The sequence below is a fragment of the Liquorilactobacillus sp. genome, assembly GCF_047719775.1.
Classification (GTDB): Bacteria; Bacillota; Bacilli; order Lactobacillales; family Lactobacillaceae; genus Liquorilactobacillus.
Map to the genome: position 1 here is coordinate 25,837 of NZ_JBDNTS010000018.1, position 19,568 is coordinate 45,404.

Genomic DNA, 19,568 nt, shown 5'->3' on the forward strand with positions numbered 1-19,568 from the left:
TGTTATCTAACGATTATTATAATCCGGTAGGGTAAGAAACTGTTATAAATATTGTAATTAATGTGTAAAGAATACTCCCGCAACTGTCAAATTAGTCGATGATTTTCTTATTTGGATCAAGTAAGTTAGCAATAAGGATAACAATAAAAAGAAGAATCGCAATTCCAAAGACACCATGCAGTGCTTGTAAAATAATATTTTCAATACTAAGTTGATTTTCAGCCGTCTTTTTACTAGCAGAACTGATAGTGTTGTTAACTTGAGTAAGTGAAATCCCGTCAAGATTGTTTTTAATAATAATATTTAAGGCAGCTCCATATATCCCAGTCATTATAGTTGGTCCAAGCGATCTGCCCAAGGTGATTATGGCTGTTGCTGACCCAACTTGTTCCGGTGTGACCAAGTGTTGACATAGCATGATATTCATGCTGATAACGACTCCCATACCAGCACCACTAATTGCGGCAATTATATAGAATGCCCAGTCGGGGAAAGCCATACTAGCTCCCAGTAGAGGCAGATAACTTATGCATTGGATGACAACGACAACTAATATAATTTTTTTAGGGGAGAACCTTTGTAGCAAAGGGCCAACAAAAAAGGACGAAAGCAGCCACATAACAGAACTTGAAGTTACAACAAGTCCAGAGACTGTTGCGGGAACGTGATAGAGCGACTGCAACCATATAGGAAAATATATTTCGTAGCAAATCAAAATCCCACTTAACAAAGTGGCTGTAATAACTTGATTTGAGAATGTACGATTAGCAAACATTGAGATTGGAATTATTGGATCTTTTGCCCTTCTTTCTGCTAGGGAAAAGAATAGCAAACAAGCGCTTGAGATTATAAGGACGATGATTCCAAAAATAAGTTGGGTGTTTAACAGCTGAATGCCTAGCAGTAATAGCAATAAGGTAAGTGATAGAAAGAATACTCCCGCCTTATCAATGTCAGTAATTTTTTGTTTCGTATAAGTTTCGTGGTAACCAGCTGCAATTACTGCAAATACTAATACTCCCAAGGGAACATTGACGAAAAAGACCCAATGCCAGCTTAATTGATCCACGAGGAATCCCCCTAAGAGTGGACCGATAAGTGCAGACAGCCCCCACGCGGTATTAGTGAATGCCATGACTTTTGCACGTTCCTTGAACGAATAAAGATCCGCGATAATAGTGAATGTAAGTGGAATTACAGAACCAGCACCAATTCCTTGGAGACAGCGTGCGATAATTAGAAAGAAAATATTGGGAGCTAGACCGCTCAGTAAAGATCCAAGGGTAAATAGTACAATGCCAAATTGAAATAATGATTTTCTTCCCCAAATGTCTGCTAGTTTTCCATAAATAGGAGTAGTGATGGCAGTTGTTAAGAGATAAGAACTCATTATCCAACTTTGAAATGAGAGACCATGAAGCTGACTGATGATGGAAGGTAAAGCGGTGGTAACAATGGTAACTTCTACTGAAGTCATAAATGTTGCTATGAAAATAGCACATAAAATCAAGATCCGATTACTTTTTTTCAATATTCAAACGTCCTTTTTATTAGCATCAGTTAATTATTGAATATAACAAGTTTTTTTGCAATCTTAAAACTTTGAAATTTTATTTTTAGGGCACTATCCTTTATAATGAATAGTAATAATAAGTGGAGGTGATGACTATCAGAAAGGGATTACTAGGGCTTCATATACCAGATCGATAAAATACGAATAGAAAAGGATGATTTTATTAATGCAAGATGATCAACAAACACATTTAATTGAACAAGATGAGGACACAGGAGACGATGGCGCCCCCAGTCAGAAGCAAAATTGGCAGAAAAGTTCTGCACAGTTAGAGAACAGGTATCAGACGGATGCAATTACTGGATTAAGCACTGAAGCGGCAGAACAAAGATTGAAAAAATTCGGAAAAAATGAACTTGAAGTTAAGAAAAAATCTAACTGGCTTCTTTTTTTCAAGCAATTTAATAACAGTATTGTCTATATTTTGGCAATAACTGCAATTGTTACACTGCTAATGTGACACTATCCAGATTCGATTGTTATCGGTTCTGTAATCATCGCGAATGCTTTTGTAGGCTTTTTTCAAGAGGTTTCTGCTGACAATGCTTTGAACAAGATTCAAGAATTGCTGGTAGCTGAGAGTTTTGTTATTCGCGATGGGCAACGTAAGCTGATGGAAGCTAAAGAAATTGTGATTGGAGACATTGTTAGTCTTGAGGCAGGAGATTCTGTTCCAGCTGATATGCGTTTGTTAACGGCTGATAACTTGAAGATACAAGAGTCGACACTAACGGGTGAAACTAATTCTGTTGATAAAATTGAAGAGGTAATTGCCAAAGAAAATGTCCCATTGGCCGAAAGAGCAAATATGGCATTTGCCGCTACAGCAGTAACAAGTGGCTCTGGTACAGGAATTGTAGTGGCAACAGGGATGCAGTCACAAATTGGTAAGATTCAGTCTGATGTAATTAAAGTCAAAAGTAAAGCAACACCACTGATGAAAAACTTGAATAGGTTGGGAATTACATTATCACTAGCTATTTTGGCAATTGCGGTATTACTCTTTTTCTTAGGAATGCATCTTGAAATCTATAGTCTGCCTACCTTGACAGTTGCGATTATTACCTTGGTTGTGGGTTCAATGCCAGAGGGGATGCCAGCGAGTGTTTCAGTAGTATTGGCCATGGGTACTAGAAAACTAACTGGTAAAAATGCAATTGTTAAGACTTTACCGGCTGTAGAAACCCTTGGGGCTGTTGATATTGTCAATACTGATAAGACAGGAACACTTACTAAGAATGAAATGACTGTAACTGACATAGTGACTCTCAATGGTGAATATACGGTGTCTGGTGTTGGTTATGATGCTTCTGGTCAAATTCTTGACACTAATAATAGAGTTGCAACTTGGGAAAATGATGATAAGTTGCGTAAGCTTATTAAGATTGCTGGACAGACGACTGATGCCTCATTTCATTTGGAAGATGGTGCTTGGGTGCTGACAGGTGAACCGACAGATGGGGCATTAACGGGACTCTATCATAAGATCACTGGGAAAGAACCAGATGTAACTGAGATTGATTCACTTCCTTTTGATTCGGAATTTAGGTATTCTGCAAGACTTGTACAAGATGAACGTCAGCGTTATTTAATGGTCAAAGGAGCTCCACAGACTTTATTAAATAAAATCAAGAAGTTTAATCCTGAGTTTGCAGGAGAACAACAATGGCTAGATAAAGTCGTAAAACTTTCTAAACAAGGAAAACGTGTGGTTGGACTGGGACTACAGAAAGTTAACGAGACTGAAGAACTTGTCAATCCGGCAAAAATAGGGGAGCAGTTTGAATTTGTTGGGATAGTTGGAATAATTGATCCTCCAAGAGAAGAAGTCAAAGCTGCTATCAGGCAACTCAGATATGCTGGCGTTAAAGTTAAGATGATTACTGGCGATGATCCTAATACTGCGTTGGCTATTGCAAATCAGCTTGATATGGGTGAGAATTTAAAAGCCGTCACGGGGCCAGAACTGGATAAGATGTCTGACCAGGAATTGATTGACAAAATCGATAAGTATACGGTATTTGCGCGAACAACTCCAAGTGATAAGTTAAAAATTGTGAAGGCACAGCAGCAAAGGAAGCACGTTGTTTCAATGACAGGGGATGGCGTAAATGATGCGCCTGCACTTAAACAAGCTGATATAGGTGTTGCAATGGGGATTAAAGGCACGGATGTGGCCAAAGGTTCAGCCGATATGGTATTGGCTGATGATAACTTTACAACTGTTCTTTCTGCTGTCAAAGAAGGACGATTAGTTTTTGACAATATTCGTAAGACAATTCGTTTCTTACTGCCTACGAGTTTCGCGGAAGGCTTAATTGTTGTTTTCAGTATCCTGTTAGATCAGACGATGCCGCTATATCCGACACAATTACTGTGGATTAACATGGTTTCAGCATTGACAATTCAATTTGCTTTTATCTTCGAACCCGCAGAAAATGGAATCATGACTAGGGGACCTAGGGACATCAGCCGTGGGATTTTGACGAAGTTTGATATTGTCGAAATTGCCTATGTCTCGATTCTGATAGCGAGTTTAGGTATGATTATGTACAATGGCATGACTGCTCTGGGAATGTCACATGTGATGGGGAGTACTATGACATTGAATATTATTATCTTTGGTAAGATATTCTACTTGTTCAATATCCGAAATAATCATCTTGTTTTTTCGAAATATTTCTTCCAAAATAAAATCGCCTTTTATATTATAGGTATATTGTTGTTGCTCCAGATGGGAATTATTTACTTACCATTTATGCAGGAAATATTCCACACTGGATCAATTAATTTCTTTTATGGCTGGGTAATCCCAAGCGTAACGGGATTAATTGTACTGATAGTCACGGAATTATTGAAAATTGCAAGACTCGTGTATTCAAAAAAAGCAAGCAAATCAAAAATTTAATGAACCTTTCGACAATCTTAGGATGGTTGTACAAAGTCATATTTTGAGTGATGGAGATTTTTTTGTTGGAGAGAAATTAAAAAGATATTTGTTTTAATTTTGTGAAAGCAAAAAAATTGATTACAATATTAACCTTTGTTAGAATCTAAGTAGGGTTAAGTGTTCCGTGTAGCTTAATTACAGAGTAAATCTTTGAAGGGGGCTAAACTTATGAGTTTGAATGACAAAGTTGAAGGAACAAAGGATAAAGTTACTGGTAAGGCTAAAGAAGTTGAAGGAAAAGCGACTGGTGACAAGGCTCGCGAAGCACAAGGAAAGGCAGAAGGTCTCTTGGGCAAGGCCAAAGAAAAATTTGGCGATGCTAAGGACACAGTTAAAGATGCTGCTGAAGATTTAAAGTCGAAGATTAATAAGTAATTTTAGAAAATATTGTTGTATTAAGGGGGAGAGGCTATGCATTGGTTATGGGTCTTGATTGTGGGTGCGATTATAGGTGCAATCGCAGGTGCAATTACTAGTAAAGGCAAATCGATGGGATGGATTAGTAATATTGTTGCAGGATTAGTGGGGTCATCAATTGGTGAGGCTGTACTTGGTTCTTGGGGACCACAGCTAGCTGGAATGGCGATTATACCGTCAATCATTGGTGCTGTAATACTCGTATGGTTAGTTTCATTTATATTATTTAGACATTAAAAAGGATCCTTTTGTTTTAAAAGGATAAAAATAATAGTAACCTTGGTGAGACATTTTGTTTCATTGAGGTTTTTTGTATTATTAAAAAGCAGTAAAAGTTTGAAGCATATATTGTCTAATTCTTGATTAACATATAATTATGGTGGTACATAGGCATGAATAAAAAATGCAAAAAACTCGGCATTTTATTACGTCGAGTTTCTACATTATAAAAGTATGTGGCTATTTTTAGTTCACTCTTTAAGGCATGTGCGGACATATCTAATCTTTGTTATCACATTTAATTGCTGTAATTTCAATTTCAATTGAAGCTCCTAATGGTAAAGCACTAATTTCTATGGTAGAACGTACTGGTAATTTATCAATGTTTTTGAAAAATAAGGAATATATTTCATTAATGCTTTGAAATGCCTTAATATCGGTCATGTAAATGTTGACTTTAGCTATTTCCTCTGTAATAAAGCCAGATGCTAGTAATATAGACTCTATATTTTTAAAAATTTGTTTAGTTTCCGCAATTATTCCTCCACTAACTAATTTTTCATTTTGGGGATCAATACCTACTTGACCCGAGCAGAACAAAAAATTTCCTAACTTGACGGCTTGAGAGTACGGCCCTACTGCCGCAGGGGCATTTTGTGTAGATATTATTTCTTTTTTCATAGAAAATCCTCCTTTAAAAAATTATACCCGGCAAACTATGAGTTTGGTAACAGACTGTGTACTGCACGAAATACTATCAACTGGTTTGTAGTTGAAAGATTAAGACTCGAAAAAGTAAAAAAACTTGTGAATATTTACTGCAAATTTAAAGCATATTAATTTTTATTTTATGAGGCATTTTTTTTATTATATGAATACAATATTATTAAATTAATTAGTAATACTACAGCTGCAATTAAAAATAAATTTTTTAGTGGTACAAATTGTATGATAATACTACCCATAACTGAACCAAACAGGCTACCTATTGATTGAGCTGATAATCCTAGACTAAAAATTGTGCTGATTTTATCAGTTGATTTAGATAGTAATACTTGTGTCATTGGAAATAAAGCACCGCTACAAAAGCCACCCAATAATCGTAAAATACCAAAAATCAACAAGCTATTTGTTAATCCTAAGAATAGATAAAGTGTTAATAAAATTGCATCGGCAATCAACATTATATTTATTTCACCATGACGTGTACTTAAATTGCTTAATGGTGTTGCAGATAAGGCGGTTGCTAATCCTGGAAGCGCCGATATGATACCAGCAGCTAGGCTTAGATAGCTTTGGTCGCTAATCATTTTGCTTACTACTAGGCTAATAAAGGGGGTAATCAAACTTTCAATTAACTGAAGCAACATTGTAACACTTAGTAATAGGATAATATTAAAAGTCATAATTGAGAGCAAAGATTCTTTTTTCTGATGTTTTTGTTTTACTTGTTTAATAAAATCTTCTTTAATTCCTAGTAGGCTAATAATTCCAACACATAGTAATATGAAACCTGTAAGTAGAAATATTATGCGGTAACTGAAAATTGTACCTAAAAGTCCACCGAAAATTGGTCCTAAAAGTCCACCAAGGATATACCCTGTAGATAATGTTGCTACTATCTTTGTTTTTTGCTTCTGAGGTGTTTCTGCTGATATTAACGCAATTGCACTTGGCGAATAACCATCAAAAAAGCCTTGGAACATTCGCAATATGATAATTTGCCAAACAGATGTTGCACAGCCAATCAAAGAAATGACTATTGCCATACCAAAGGAAGTACGGATTAACATTGGCTTACGACCATATTTATCCGCGATTTTCCCCCAAAATGGAGAAACAACTATCACCACAATATAAGAAGCGGCATAGGATAAACCGGTATATAATCCAACTTGAGCTTCCGTAAAATTTCCAAGTTGTGCAATATATAATGATAAAAAAGGGATTGCTTCGCTAAAGGCCATTCCAGCCATGAACGTTCCTAACCATGCAAAGCGAAAATTTTTATTTCTCGTTTCTATATCCATAAATATTCTGCACCATCAACTATTAGCAATCGTTTTTAAATCGTTTACTGCTTTTTTTAGTCGTTTCATTGCTTCAGTTAATACTTTTTTGTCAGCAGCATATGAAATACGGACATATCCGTCAGCTGAAAAAGCACTTCCGGGGACTACTGCTAACTTATAGTCTTGAATTAGCTTAATTGAAAATTTCCACGATGAAATTTTTAAATTATTAATATTTACAAAAATGTAAAATGCTCCTTGGGGATCAACGTATGTGAGTCCCATTTCATCTAGTGCTGTGGTTACTATCTCTTTGCGCTCTTTAAATATTTTGACTAATTTTTGAGGGTTATCTGCATCCTGCTCTAGTGCTGCAATTGCTGCAATTTGTGAAATACTGGTGGCAGTTCCTACATTAGTTTGATGGACTTTAAACATCTGGTCGATGATCTCCATTGAGGCTAAGACATAACCAATTCGCCAGCCAGTCATACTATGTGATTTAGACACACCATTTAAAACAATGGTTCGTTCACGCATATTTGGTAAGGTTACAATTGATTGTGCTTGCCCGGAAGAATTGTAGACTATTAAATCATAAACGTCATCAGTAATTACATAAAGGTCATGTTTAATAATAATTTTGGCAAGTGCTAATAGTTCTGTTTGATTTAAAATTGTTCCTGTCGGATTATTAGGATAATTTAAGATTACCACTTTGGTTTGTGGTGTGATAACTGCTTCCAGTGCATCTGCAGTCATCTTGAAATTTGTCTTAGTAGTATCAACAAAAACAGGTTTTGCCCCAGCAATTATTGTTGATGATACGTAGGCTGGATAAGCTGGAGCAGCAATCACAACCTCATCACCAACATTACATAACGTTCGCAATGCTAAATCAATTCCTTCACTTGCGCCGACAGTCACGATTATTTCTTTGCGCCAATCAAACTTCATACCATAGTGGGTATCAGCAAAAGTAGCAATTGCTTTCCGCAGAGCTTCTGTACCACGATTGGATGTATATTTTGTGTAGTTATTCTTGATTGCTTGAATACCAGCCTGTTTTGTGTTTTCTGGTGTTGGGAGATCGATTTCGCCAACAGTCAGTTGAATAATGTCTGTTAAGTCATCTGTAAAATCTGAAATATGGCGAATACCTGACTGCTTAGCAACTTTTACAAACTTATTAATTGATTTCATTAAAGGTATTTCCCTCCGTTTTCTGCTAGTAAATTAACTGGATGTATAGCTTGTTTAGTATCCAAAAAGTGGACGAATTCCTTTGCCACCATGAGATCGGTTTTTTCAATCGTGTCATATGTTTGTGAGCCAATATGTGGGGTTATAATAACATTATCAAGTTGTAACAACGGATTATTAGGATTCATTGGTTCATTTTTTACGGTATCCAGTGCCGCACCACCCAGCTTTTTTTCAACCAGAGCTTGATAAAGTGCTTTTTCATCTAGAATCGCTCCTCGTGATGTATTGATAAGGATAGTATTTGAACTCATTTTGGTAATTTTTTGAGCACTAATTAGGTTCTCTGTTTCTTTAGTATGTGGTATGTGTAACGAGATAATATCTGAATTTTCAATCAACGTTTCTAAATCAACTTGGCAACCATATTTGACTTCCTTGGGAGTATGATTAGCAATCAAAATATCGGCTCCAAAAGCAGCTAGTAGGTATTCAACTTTTTGGGCAATATGTCCATAACCGACTAAACCGATTGTTTTTCCACGTAATTCAGTTCCAGTAAATTCGTCAGTATATAGTTTTTTGACACCTATCTTAGATGCCGCATTGGCAATTAAAATTTTTCGACTAAGCATGATCATTAACCCTACAGTCATCTCAGCAACTGCATCTGAATTAATTCCCTTTGTATTGGTGACCTGAATACCACGCTTAGTTAATTCTTTAAGGGGTAAATTATCAACACCAACACCACAACGAAGAATAATTTTTAAATTTGGTAATTGTTGTAGTAATTCTAAGGAGAAGTTTGAATCTGGATAAACTAGAGCAGTTATTTGATCACCGACAGTCTTAAGAATTTCATCAGGAATTTTTTTTGGACCAACTATTGTTTTGATAGCATGATCTTTTAAGTATTCCAGACCAACCTGTGTGAACGAACCGACAATATACACAATTTTTTCCATTCACTTAGCCTCATTTCTACACTAAAATTTTCGATAAAAAGTTTTGTGTCCGTAGATGCTGTGGATGATCAAAAATCTGTTCAGGGCGTCCTTGTTCAACAATTTTGCCGCCATCCATAAACATTACACGATCACTGACTTGACGGGCAAAACCCATTTCATGAGTTACAATAATCATTGTCATCTTTTGTCGAGCTAACATTTTCATGATACTCAAAACTTCACCAACCATTTCTGGATCAAGAGCGGAAGTGGGTTCATCAAATAGCATAATATCTGGATGCATTGCCATTGAACGAGCAATTGCAACTCGCTGTTTTTGACCACCAGATAATGATGATGGATATGCATCGGCTTTGTTAGCAAGTCCAATCATTTTTAATAATTCATGTGCTTCTTTTTCTGCAGCGGCCCGCGTAACTTTTCTCACGTTGATTGGTGAAAGTGTAATATTATTGAGAATTGTCAAGTTGGGGAATAAGTTGAAATGCTGAAATACCATGCCAATTTTACCCTTCATTTTATGAATTTCGTATGTCGGATCAGTTACTTTCACATTATCAACCATGATTTTACCTTCATTAGTAGTCTCTAATTTTGCAATACAACGAAGTAGTGTTGATTTGCCTGAGCCAGATGGACCAATTAAAACGACTACTTCATTAGTAGCTACCTTAAAATTAATATCTTTCAGAACAATGTTTTCCCCAAAGCATTTTTTTAAATGTTCAATTTCAATCATTAACAGCCATTCTCCTTTCAAAGATATGTAATATTCCACTGATTGAGAGCGTCAGAATTAGGTAGATTAGAGCAGAAGTTAAATAGGGTTCCCAGACGCGATAGTACTGAGCGTTCATGGCTTGGGCCCAGTAGGTAACTTCAGGTGCAGAAATCACTGATGCAAGGGAAGAATCCTTAATCAAACTGATAAACTCATTTCCCAGTGGTGGTAAGATTACCTTGATAGCTTGAGGCAAAATAATTTTTAGCATTGTTTGTGTATTAGTCAATCCTAAAGTTGCAGCAGCCTCACCTTGCCCTTCAGAAATAGACTGAATTCCTGAACGGAAAATCTCGGCAATATAAGCACTAGAATTCAGGGATAATGCTAATATTCCAGCAATGATACTATTTGACTGTCCTAATATTAATGGGACAACACCAAAATTTATTACTAAGATTTGCACCAATAAAGGTGTTCCCCGAAATAACCCTACATAAGCTTTAAATGGTAACGATAGCCAAGACATTTTCGACATTTTTCCTAAACAAATAAGAAATCCCAAAATTGTTCCGAAAATGATTCCAAAAAGTGAGAAACCAATTGTATATCCAATGCCTTTTAGAAAATACGGTAGATAATTTATTACTAAATTAAAATCAAACATTTTCTACACTCTCCTAATCAGTATTCTTTAGAGCACTAACATCTGGTTTAATACCAAACCATTTCTTGTAAATTTTTGTGTAGCTTCCATCTTTGATTGCTTTTTTAAGGGCTTTATTATATATATTTCTATACTTAGATCCCTTAGGGAACATAATGCCAAAGTATTCAGGAGAAAATTCATTATCATCTTGCACAACTTTCAAACCACTGTTTGGATTAGCTTGAACAAATTTTTTGTTACTTGTATCATCGCCAATAGCTGCAACTACTTGATTATGCATTACCATTTGATCAGTAACACCACTGGAAGATTTTAAAATATTGGAACTATTCTTACCGAAAATTTTCTCTGCCGCTTCCTGACCAGTTGAGCCTGTTTGAACCGAAACTTTCTTTCCTTTAAGATCCGAGGCACTATTGATATTACTGCTTGTTTTTGTAACAATACTTTGTCGAGAAACAAAGTATGTGTTTGAAAAATCATATGTTTTCTCTCTATCAGAAGTAACTGTGATTCCAGCAATACCTAAATCTGCTGATTTATTTTGGAGTTGTGTAAACATTGAGTCCCAACTGACATTTTTTATTGTGTAGTTATATCCTGCTTTCTTGGATAATAATTTAATAAGATCAATATCAAATCCAACTATTTTGCCTTTTTTGACGTATTCAAATGGATTCCAATTAGCATATGTCAAAATGTGTACTGTTTTTTTATTTGTAGTATTTGAGTTATCAGTGTTGCCACTGGAAATAAATCTAACCATTCCAAAAATTAATGCGACTAAAGCGACAATGCCTAAAGTGCTGTATAAAAATTTTTTCTTCATGTCGTTTCCTCCATTTCCTTAGTAACTTTAATTTTCAACTATGTTTCTAGACTAGAGTCAAGGGAGAAAATAAAAATTTGATTAGGAAAATTGTTGAAATCGTAAACAAACGCTGTTAAACATGAATTCTTAAATTAAATTTTCTCATAATATAATGTTACTAAATATAACATTGAATCTATTGCATAATTGTTTTTTTATGCGTATATGGTTCCAATGCCTTGGTAAATATAGCTTTCTTATGATATTTTTTAATTTATTGACTCTACACTAGTGGTAGACATTAAAATATAATTTAATCAAGAATTGGAGGTTCAATCATGACTGAATTAAATAGAGAAACTGGTATTTTATATAAAGGTTCGCGTATTGATACAATAGCTAAGGATCCAGAAACTATGCCATTGTATATGACTACGGCATTTAATGTTGATGATTTAGAAGACTTACAAGAGCGCTATAAGGTTAAGGGTTACACATATATAAGAACACGTAACCCTAACCGTAAAGCATTAGCAGATTTAATGACATATCTTGAAGGTGGAGAGGATTCTATTGTTTGTTCTTCTGGGATGGCAGCAATTTCAACAGCAATTTTAACAATTACTAAGACACAGGCTCATGTTATTGCCGATAGTACTCTGTATGGGGAATCCATTGAATTATTGGAAAAGTTGAAAAAATTCGGGGTAAATGTTACATTTATTGACATAAACAATCTTGATGAAGTTAAGGCTGCTTTTAAGGATGAAACAGTTGCAATTTATTCGGAGACAATCTCAAATCCAATGATTAATACGATAGACTTTAGGGCAATCGCAAATATTGCTCATGAAAATGGTGCTAAATTAATCATTGATAATACTTTTGCAACGTCACATATCATTTCACCAATTCAACTTGGTGCAGATATTGTTGTTAATAGCCTGACTAAATTTGCTAATGGTCATAGTGATGTTTGTGTGGGTTCTATTACTTCCACGATTGATTTTATTAAGGAAGCTAATTATTTACAGCAACTGCTTGGCTCAACTGCTGATCCAATGAGTGCTTGGTTATGTGAACGTGGTATACGGACGATGGAATTACGTGTTCAAAAACAATCTGATAATGCTCTAGCAATTGCCAAATTTTTAGAAACAATTCCTGTTGTTAAGACTGTACACTATGTCGGTTTAGATAGTCATCCACAGCATGAACTAGCGGCAGGTCAATTTAAACATCATGCTTTTGGTGGCATGCTTAGCTTTGAATTACCTGATGATGAAGAAAAAATGAATGAATTTATGCATCGTTTATCATTTGTCCATTATGCAATGACTCTCGGTGGTTTTAGAACTACAATTTCAGTACCGGCATTCTCCTCACATTATGATATGCCCCGCGAGAAACGGCTCTTACTTGGTATTACGGATGGAATGATTCGTATTTCAGTTGGCATCGAAAATTCTACGGATTTGATAAACGATTTAAAAAATGCATTAGAGGTTTATAATTAACATTTTTATTGGAGGTGCTTTGTTTGGTGGAAGAACTATTTACAATTGGACAAACTGCTGAAATGTTTGGGTTATCGGTTCAAGCTCTGCGCTATTACAGTAAGATTGGTTTATTGACTCCCCGTTATACCAATCCAAATAGTGGTTACCGATACTATTCATATGAGCAATTCAATATTATTGATAGAATCAAGCATCTTCAACACCTTGGACTTTCTCTGAATGAAATTCATGATATCTATGCTAGTCCTAACCAAATTTCTGATTTAAAAAAATATCTAGTTATTCAAAAAAAGAAAGTTACTGAAGAAATTGACCGACTTTCACAGCTTTCATTTGATATTTCTGAATATGAGAAGTATTTTTCTTTTGATGATAATAACGACTTAAGCTATATTCCCTATAAAGTACACAGACCTACACGTCACATTCTGCAGGTTTCTTGTATTGGAAAAACACGAGAACAACGACATATTGATCTTTTTCGTTTGCGTCATAGTCAAGAGTATAAGAATTTAGATGTACTTCGGCAATTTGTTTTAGTTCTGGACTGGCAAGATTTTAAAAAACATATCATTACGCCGCTTAAAATGGGGCTATTGGTTGTCGGTAACATACCTAGCAATTGTCCAGATATTATGAAATTACCGGCTAGAAACTCAATTTGTTTTCAAGGTAAGATATTGACTGATGACTGGAATGGCCAATTTGCAATTAAAATTGCTCAGGCTCATAGCTGCTCTGGTGTTGTAATTGCTAGTGAATATGAAAATAGTTTATCTACTTTTGATAACTGCATATATGAGGTAGAAATTCAAATTTAAAAAATAATGGTGAAGATTGAAAAGGTGGATAAACTACAGGTATTAACGCTTGTTAGTTTATTCGTGGTAAATGAATCGTAAGTTTTACTTAGAATTAAAAATTGCTTTAGCGAGAAAGAATTTCTTTTGATATAATATTTCATTAATGTGAGATAAGCTTTTTTACATTTTCAAATTTACTTATCTTTTGTAAATGCTATCAATCAGAGTATAATTGGAATCATCAAATTATAGGAGTGAGTCGATCAATGAAGGCAGTTGCAATTAAAGCATATGGCGATATAAATAACTTACATGAGATTGAGTTGGGAGTTCCAGAATTGGCTGAAGATGAGGTACTTGTTGAGAATTATGCAACGAGTGTTAATCCGATTGACTGGAAGGCACGGTTAGGTTATCTAAAAGAAGCATATTCATGGGAATTTCCAGTAATTCTTGGATGGGATACAGCGGGAGTTATCACACAGGTCGGTGCCAAAGTTACTAATTTCAAGATTGGTGATAAAGTATTTGCACGACCGGATATCTATGCTGATGGTAAAAGAGGAACTTATGCGCAATATGTAGCTGTTAAGGAAGATAAGTTAGCACTTAAACCAGATGAAATTACATTTGAAGAGGCTGCAGCAGTACCTTTGGCAGGGTTAACGGCGCTGCAAGTCGTTGTGGATCGTCTGCATGTAAAAAAAGGTGATAAGGTGCTCATTCAGGGTGGAGCAGGAGGTGTAGGCTTATTTGCTATTCAGATTGCCAAACATCTAGGTGCTTATGTTGCAGCCACTGCGAGTAAAAAGAATCATGAATTCTTAAAAAGTCTAGGAGCAGATGAAGTTATTGATTACCATGAGGCCAAGATAGGCACAGTATTAAGCAATTATGATGCTGTCTTTGATACTGTTAATGCAATTGATGATGGGCTAGCAATCTTGAAGGAAAATGGACGCTTGGTAACAATTGCTGGCAAGCCGAGTGTGGAACAAAAGGCAAGTTCAAAAGAAGTTTCAGACTGGTGGTTACAACCAAACGGCAAACAATTGAAGGAACTGGGGGATTGGATTGTCGCGGGTGAGGTAAAAGTGGTCATAGACAGCGTATATCCTCTGACTACAGCGGGACTAAGAGCAGCACATAAAAAGAGCCAGTCAGGCCATGCTAGAGGAAAATTAGTAATTAAAGTGAAATAGTTTTTTATATTTGAATACAAAAAGCATCTCATGATTGTTAGTATTAGACCAACAACCATGGATGCTTTTTTCTAAGTTTCTAGATAAGAGGGAAATTAAGCCTGCTAAAAATTAAAAACAAGAAAGTTAATCTGCAGATAATGCATCAATTGGATTTAATTTTGAAGCTTTTCGCGCAGGCAATAATGCAGCAACCATTGAGATAAAGAGCGAGGCTAAAATAGCAAAAATAACATTAGCTAGATTAATTTGAACAATATTAAATTTGATTAAATCATAAATAAAGTTGTTCAGCAATATGCTGAAACCCCATGCCAGCAGTAATCCGAGAAGTGCCGAGAAAAGTCCAAGTAAGAGAGATTCAGCAGTAAATAATCTTCTGATATCTTTACGCCTTTCTCCTAGAGCACGTAAGATTCCAATTTCTTTTGTTCGCTCTGCAACTGACATATACATTGTTACGATAATCATCAATGCCGAAACAACTAATGAAATACCAGCAATAGCAGATAATACAGTTGACGCCAGGCTCACGTAATTATTAACTGTCTTGAGAATATCACCAACAGTTATAACGGAAAAGGCATACTTGCCATTAACCTTTTGTTTACGAATTTGATTTGCCACAGTATCAACATTGTCGATGCTTTTTGAATTAACAACTATAAAATTAGGATCCGTTCTAGCACCCGCAGAAGATAAAAGTGACCGAGTTTCTGAATACGAAAGGACGGTTGTTTCGCCTGATACGCTACTTGATGAAGTTGAGATTCCTGAGATAGTCAACTCTGTTTTCATCTGAACAGGAGTATTATTATTTGAAAGCCAATTAATAGTGACATTGATGTTTTTTCCAATAATTGACCGATATTTTTTTGAACTTCCAGATAAAGTAATTGCCTGGTTCTTTGAAATCACAATTTCTTTTCCTGTGGGCCAGCTGCCCTTAGATAATGAATTCGATGTATATGACTTTGTATAAGTTTGAATGCCTGAAGAAGAGACATTCTTATTGTTGTAGCTTAGTGAATATGTGCCTAGTTGATAACCGGGCTGGATATACGAAGTACCTGTTGTTTTTTTGATGGCATTTATTTGAGCTTGTGAGATAAAGAAGTTAGTTGGATCTTGACTGAATTGTTGAATTTCTCTTTGTGCCTGAGTATTGTTCAATTTTTTTCCGCTGGGATTAGACATAACTGTAATTGTTTTAGGGTTAACCAGAGAATTAATTTGATTACTTATATAAGAATTGATTCCATTGCCCAATCCTGAAAATAAGAGCACCGCAAAAATTCCAATTGCAGTACCTAAGATGATTAGTGAATTTTGTTTGATATTATATATCAAGTGTCTGAATGCGGAAACATAACTTGCACCTGCAGGCAATGGATGTGAAGCAATTCGAGTAGAGCTATTTGTGACTTCATAGGGAGCTTTAAGATGTTCATCGTCTTTTACTTGCCCATCAACTAAACGAATAATTCTTGTACCATGATCCGCGACAGCTTGAGAATGGGTAACGGCGATTACAAGTTTGCCATCTTTTGCAATCTTATTAAGGATTTCAAGAACCTCTTGTGTATTCACTGAGTCTAGGGCTCCAGTGGGTTCATCTGCTAGGATGATATCAGGGTCGCTGGCTAAAGCACGTGCAATTGCAACACGTTGTTTTTGCCCACCCGATAGTTGGTTGGGATGTTTCTTTATTTGATCTGCAAGTCCTACTTGGTTTAGTAAGTCCTTTGCTCTCTCTATCTTCTCCGTGTGCGATAATTCAGTCATTTCTAGTGAAACAAGGACATTTTCAAGAACAGTAAGATGTGTAATCAAATTATAGGATTGATAGATGTAACCAATCGTGCCTCTGCGATAGTTATCCAACTGTTTTTCTTTGCGATGGTCAAGAACTTCGTCATTAAGAGCAACTTCACCATCGAAGTTTCGATCTAAGCCACCAATAATGTTCATTAAAGTGGATTTTCCACCACCGGATTCCCCAAGGATTGATACAAATTCACCAGTATTAAATTCCAGATTAATACCGTTTAGAACCTTACTTTCAGTTTTGCCGAGAAAATAAGATTTATGGATATTTGAAAGCTTTAGTAAACTCATTTGATTTTGACCCCTTTTTTAGTGCAGTATAGTATATAGTAAAAACATTTTATCTTAGTATAGTAAAAAAAGAACGATAAATATGGGTATTAGTTTATTTTATGAAAAAATTAGCAAACTAGTCAATAGATAAGCAGGAAAATGACGAAAAATATTATTTGAAAGTTTTTTTGATAAGAACATTATAAAGGCAAAATAAGTCACGATAAATGATTGTTGTGCTAGAGTAATTATAAAAAGTGTATGGATAAAGACATGCGGAGGAAAAAATATTTAATTATTCCATTTTTAGTATTTATAGTGATTATTTTTAGAAGTGAGAGAATAACTACAAACATAAGAAAATGAGGTGAGTCTATGCAAGGGAAAACAATGATTTATTTTAATCCAAAATCAGGTGCCGGGAAGTCACAAAGAATTGCGGATCAGGTTGAGATAATCTTAAAAAACAGAGGCCTATCAGTATATCAGTTAAAAACGAATACCAAGGACGAGGCGTTGAAAAAAATTGGAATTGAAGCGCCAAAGGTTGATCGAATTATCTGTATCGGCGGAGATGGAACAATCAATGTTTTGGTAACAGCATTGCTACGAAGTAAGGTAATTGTTCCGATTGGGATAATTCCCACTGGAACAGTCAATAATTTTGCGCATAAATGGAATTTATCTGATAATGTTGAAGATGCGATTAAAACTGTATTAAGGGGCAGACAACAAGCTATTGATATTGGTGAGTGTAACGGACAGGCAATTATTAGTTCATTGGTTTTTGGGAGTTTAGCTGATATTTCTAATGAAGTAAGACAGAAAGAAAAGCAAAAATATGGTTTTGCAGCCTATGGGTACAATGCAATTAAGCAGATTGGTAAGAATCATTCACATCAGACACTTTTATTTAATCAGACGTTTTCAATGAGAGTTAAAGTATGGGTTTGTTTAATGACTACTTCTAATTATATAGGCGGAAGAAAATATTTAGAAGAAACTGAAGATGGACTGCACTTAACGATGCTTAACAATATGAAGATAAATAAGCTCTTGAATCTAGGATACTTTGCATTGACAGGTAATTTAAGAAGGTCAACTACTCTGACTACCTTTGATATTAAGGAGATCACTGTTCGTAATATTGGGGAAGAAATGCTTGAAACTCGAATAGATGGAGATAAAGGGCCAAAGCTGCCAGTTAAAATTAAATGGTTGCCAAAAAAAGTGCAGCTTTATGTGAATTAAGGATGATTGATATATCTTGAAATCTTCTTGAGCAGATAATAGAGAATTTTTGGATAGTATGTCGTATAATCTCCTTGAATACAGAAAAGAATGGAGGATTCAAAATGTCAAAGGAAGTTAAGATTGGTAAGAGTGACGTTATAGCAACTAAGATAGGATTGGGTACAAATAAGGTTGGAGGACACAATCTTTTCAAAAGTCTAGATGATAGAGATGGCTATGCAGTTGTACGAGCAGCGTTGGATTCAGGAATTACTTTGCTTGATACAGCATATATGTATGGGTTAGGACGTTCTGAGGAAATTATTGGTGAAGTGTTAAAAGAATATGATCGTTCGAAGTTGGTTATTGCCACAAAGGCTTCGCAAGATCCTGCACAAGAGCATAAGAAAAATAACAACACACCCGCTTTCTTAAAACAGGCTGTAGCAGATGCACTCAGAAGACTCCAGACAGATTATATTGATATTTTCTATATCCATTTTCCAGATGAAGAAACGCCAAAGGATGAAGCTGTAGCAGCTTTGGTGGATTTAAAAAAAGAAGGGAAAATTAGAGCAATCGGAGTTTCTAATTTCTCTCTTGCACAAGTTAAGGAAGCCAATAAAAATGGTGACGTGGATATTGTTGAAGACAATTATAGCTTAGTTCATCGTACTGCTGAGAAGGACTTGTTACCTTATCTGAAAAAGAATCAAATTTCTTTTGTACCTTATTTTCCATTAGCATCAGGACTCTTAACAGGTAAATATAGTGCAGTTGATAGTGATAAGTTTGAACAATTCAGCAGTGAACAATTCAAGAAGATTATTTCTAATATGTCACGTGTTAAGGAAATTGCAGCAAAATATGATGCAACTGCTGCACAGGCTATACTAGCGTGGTATGTTGCTAATCCTGATGTGAGTGTTGTAATTCCAGGTGCTCGCAAACCTGAACAAGTACTAAGCAATGTCAAGGCATTAAATCTTGTATTAACAAAAGATGAGTATGATGAAATTGATACAGCTTTTAAGGAATTCTAAAGTGTAACATAAGGCGATAAAATTAGAAGAAGGTACTTGATTTATAAAATGTTTTTACATGTGACAAACAATCTAAGATTAGTTCTGGTATTAATTGGTGAAAATCAGTTAATATCAGAA

16 protein-coding genes and 1 pseudogene are annotated in these 19,568 nt (G+C 35.4%); 8 read left to right on the plus strand and 9 right to left on the minus strand.

Annotated elements, in window-relative coordinates; all coding sequences use genetic code 11:
* Positions 1-91: 91 nt before the first annotated feature.
* A complete protein-coding gene (locus ABF682_RS09575; RefSeq protein ID WP_415619662.1) occupies positions 92-1,531 on the minus strand; it encodes an MFS transporter in 1,440 nt (479 codons plus the stop codon).
* A 208-nt stretch (positions 1,532-1,739) separates the two neighbouring features.
* Here ABF682_RS09575 and ABF682_RS09580 point away from each other — a divergent pair.
* The 3 genes and pseudogenes from ABF682_RS09580 to ABF682_RS09590 all read left to right on the plus strand — a co-directional run bounded on the left by ABF682_RS09580 (position 1,740) and on the right by ABF682_RS09590 (position 5,177).
* Positions 1,740-4,481 (plus strand): annotated as a pseudogene (locus ABF682_RS09580) (HAD-IC family P-type ATPase).
* A gap of 210 nt (positions 4,482-4,691) precedes the next feature.
* Positions 4,692-4,898, plus strand: coding sequence for a CsbD family protein (locus tag ABF682_RS09585; protein WP_415619663.1), 207 nt, complete (start codon positions 4,692-4,694; stop codon positions 4,896-4,898).
* A gap of 36 nt (positions 4,899-4,934) precedes the next feature.
* Complete coding sequence (locus tag ABF682_RS09590; RefSeq protein ID WP_057869729.1) at positions 4,935-5,177, plus strand: GlsB/YeaQ/YmgE family stress response membrane protein; 243 nt, start codon at positions 4,935-4,937, stop codon at positions 5,175-5,177.
* Positions 5,178-5,438: 261 nt separating this feature from the next.
* Here the strand turns inward: ABF682_RS09590 and ABF682_RS09595 are convergent, their stop codons facing one another.
* From ABF682_RS09595 to ABF682_RS09625, 7 genes are all read right to left on the minus strand, one after another.
* Positions 5,439-5,840, minus strand: a complete 402-nt coding sequence (locus ABF682_RS09595; RefSeq protein ID WP_415619664.1) for a Rid family detoxifying hydrolase — start codon at positions 5,838-5,840, stop codon at positions 5,439-5,441.
* A 167-nt stretch (positions 5,841-6,007) separates the two neighbouring features.
* The gene (locus tag ABF682_RS09600) at positions 6,008-7,189 is read right to left on the minus strand and encodes an MFS transporter (protein ID WP_415619665.1); all 1,182 of its coding nucleotides are present in this window, start codon (positions 7,187-7,189) and stop codon (positions 6,008-6,010) included.
* A gap of 15 nt (positions 7,190-7,204) precedes the next feature.
* Positions 7,205-8,374: a pyridoxal phosphate-dependent aminotransferase gene (locus ABF682_RS09605; RefSeq protein ID WP_415619666.1), complete on the minus strand. Its 1,170-nt coding sequence runs from the start codon at positions 8,372-8,374 to the stop codon at positions 7,205-7,207.
* Positions 8,374-9,342, minus strand: a complete 969-nt coding sequence (locus ABF682_RS09610; RefSeq protein WP_289981468.1) for an NAD(P)-dependent oxidoreductase — start codon at positions 9,340-9,342, stop codon at positions 8,374-8,376. The genes ABF682_RS09605 and ABF682_RS09610 overlap by 1 nt, the downstream gene beginning before the upstream one ends.
* A 16-nt stretch (positions 9,343-9,358) precedes the next feature.
* Positions 9,359-10,084, minus strand: a complete 726-nt coding sequence (locus tag ABF682_RS09615; protein WP_415619667.1) for an amino acid ABC transporter ATP-binding protein — start codon at positions 10,082-10,084, stop codon at positions 9,359-9,361.
* The gene (locus ABF682_RS09620) at positions 10,077-10,733 is read right to left on the minus strand and encodes an amino acid ABC transporter permease (protein ID WP_141052598.1); all 657 of its coding nucleotides are present in this window, start codon (positions 10,731-10,733) and stop codon (positions 10,077-10,079) included. Before ABF682_RS09620 ends, ABF682_RS09615 begins: the two co-directional genes overlap by 8 nt.
* A gap of 13 nt (positions 10,734-10,746) precedes the next feature.
* A complete protein-coding gene (locus ABF682_RS09625; protein WP_415619668.1) occupies positions 10,747-11,565 on the minus strand; it encodes a transporter substrate-binding domain-containing protein in 819 nt (272 codons plus the stop codon).
* A gap of 320 nt (positions 11,566-11,885) precedes the next feature.
* Here ABF682_RS09625 and ABF682_RS09630 point away from each other — a divergent pair, with 320 nt between their 5' ends.
* From ABF682_RS09630 to ABF682_RS09640, 3 genes are all read left to right on the plus strand, one after another.
* Positions 11,886-13,064 (plus strand): trans-sulfuration enzyme family protein, encoded by a 1,179-nt coding sequence (locus ABF682_RS09630; protein ID WP_415619669.1) that lies wholly within the window; start codon positions 11,886-11,888, stop codon positions 13,062-13,064.
* A gap of 26 nt (positions 13,065-13,090) precedes the next feature.
* Positions 13,091-13,888 carry a MerR family transcriptional regulator gene (locus ABF682_RS09635; RefSeq protein WP_289981531.1) on the plus strand — a complete coding sequence of 266 codons (798 nt, stop codon included), beginning with the start codon at positions 13,091-13,093 and terminating at the stop codon, positions 13,886-13,888.
* A 248-nt stretch (positions 13,889-14,136) separates the two neighbouring features.
* Complete coding sequence (locus ABF682_RS09640; RefSeq protein ID WP_289981510.1) at positions 14,137-15,072, plus strand: NADP-dependent oxidoreductase; 936 nt, start codon at positions 14,137-14,139, stop codon at positions 15,070-15,072.
* A 126-nt stretch (positions 15,073-15,198) separates the two neighbouring features.
* Here ABF682_RS09640 and ABF682_RS09645 read toward each other — a convergent pair whose 3' ends face one another.
* Positions 15,199-17,190, minus strand: coding sequence for an ATP-binding cassette domain-containing protein (locus tag ABF682_RS09645; protein WP_289981512.1), 1,992 nt, complete (start codon positions 17,188-17,190; stop codon positions 15,199-15,201).
* A gap of 357 nt (positions 17,191-17,547) precedes the next feature.
* On the opposite strand from ABF682_RS09645, the gene ABF682_RS09650 reads away from it, so the two are divergent.
* Together ABF682_RS09650 and ABF682_RS09655 are read left to right on the plus strand one after the other, a co-directional pair.
* Complete coding sequence (locus tag ABF682_RS09650) at positions 17,548-18,423, plus strand: diacylglycerol/lipid kinase family protein (RefSeq protein ID WP_415619670.1); 876 nt, start codon at positions 17,548-17,550, stop codon at positions 18,421-18,423.
* A gap of 104 nt (positions 18,424-18,527) precedes the next feature.
* Positions 18,528-19,448: an aldo/keto reductase gene (locus tag ABF682_RS09655; RefSeq protein WP_415619671.1), complete on the plus strand. Its 921-nt coding sequence runs from the start codon at positions 18,528-18,530 to the stop codon at positions 19,446-19,448.
* Positions 19,449-19,568 lie beyond the last annotated feature (120 nt).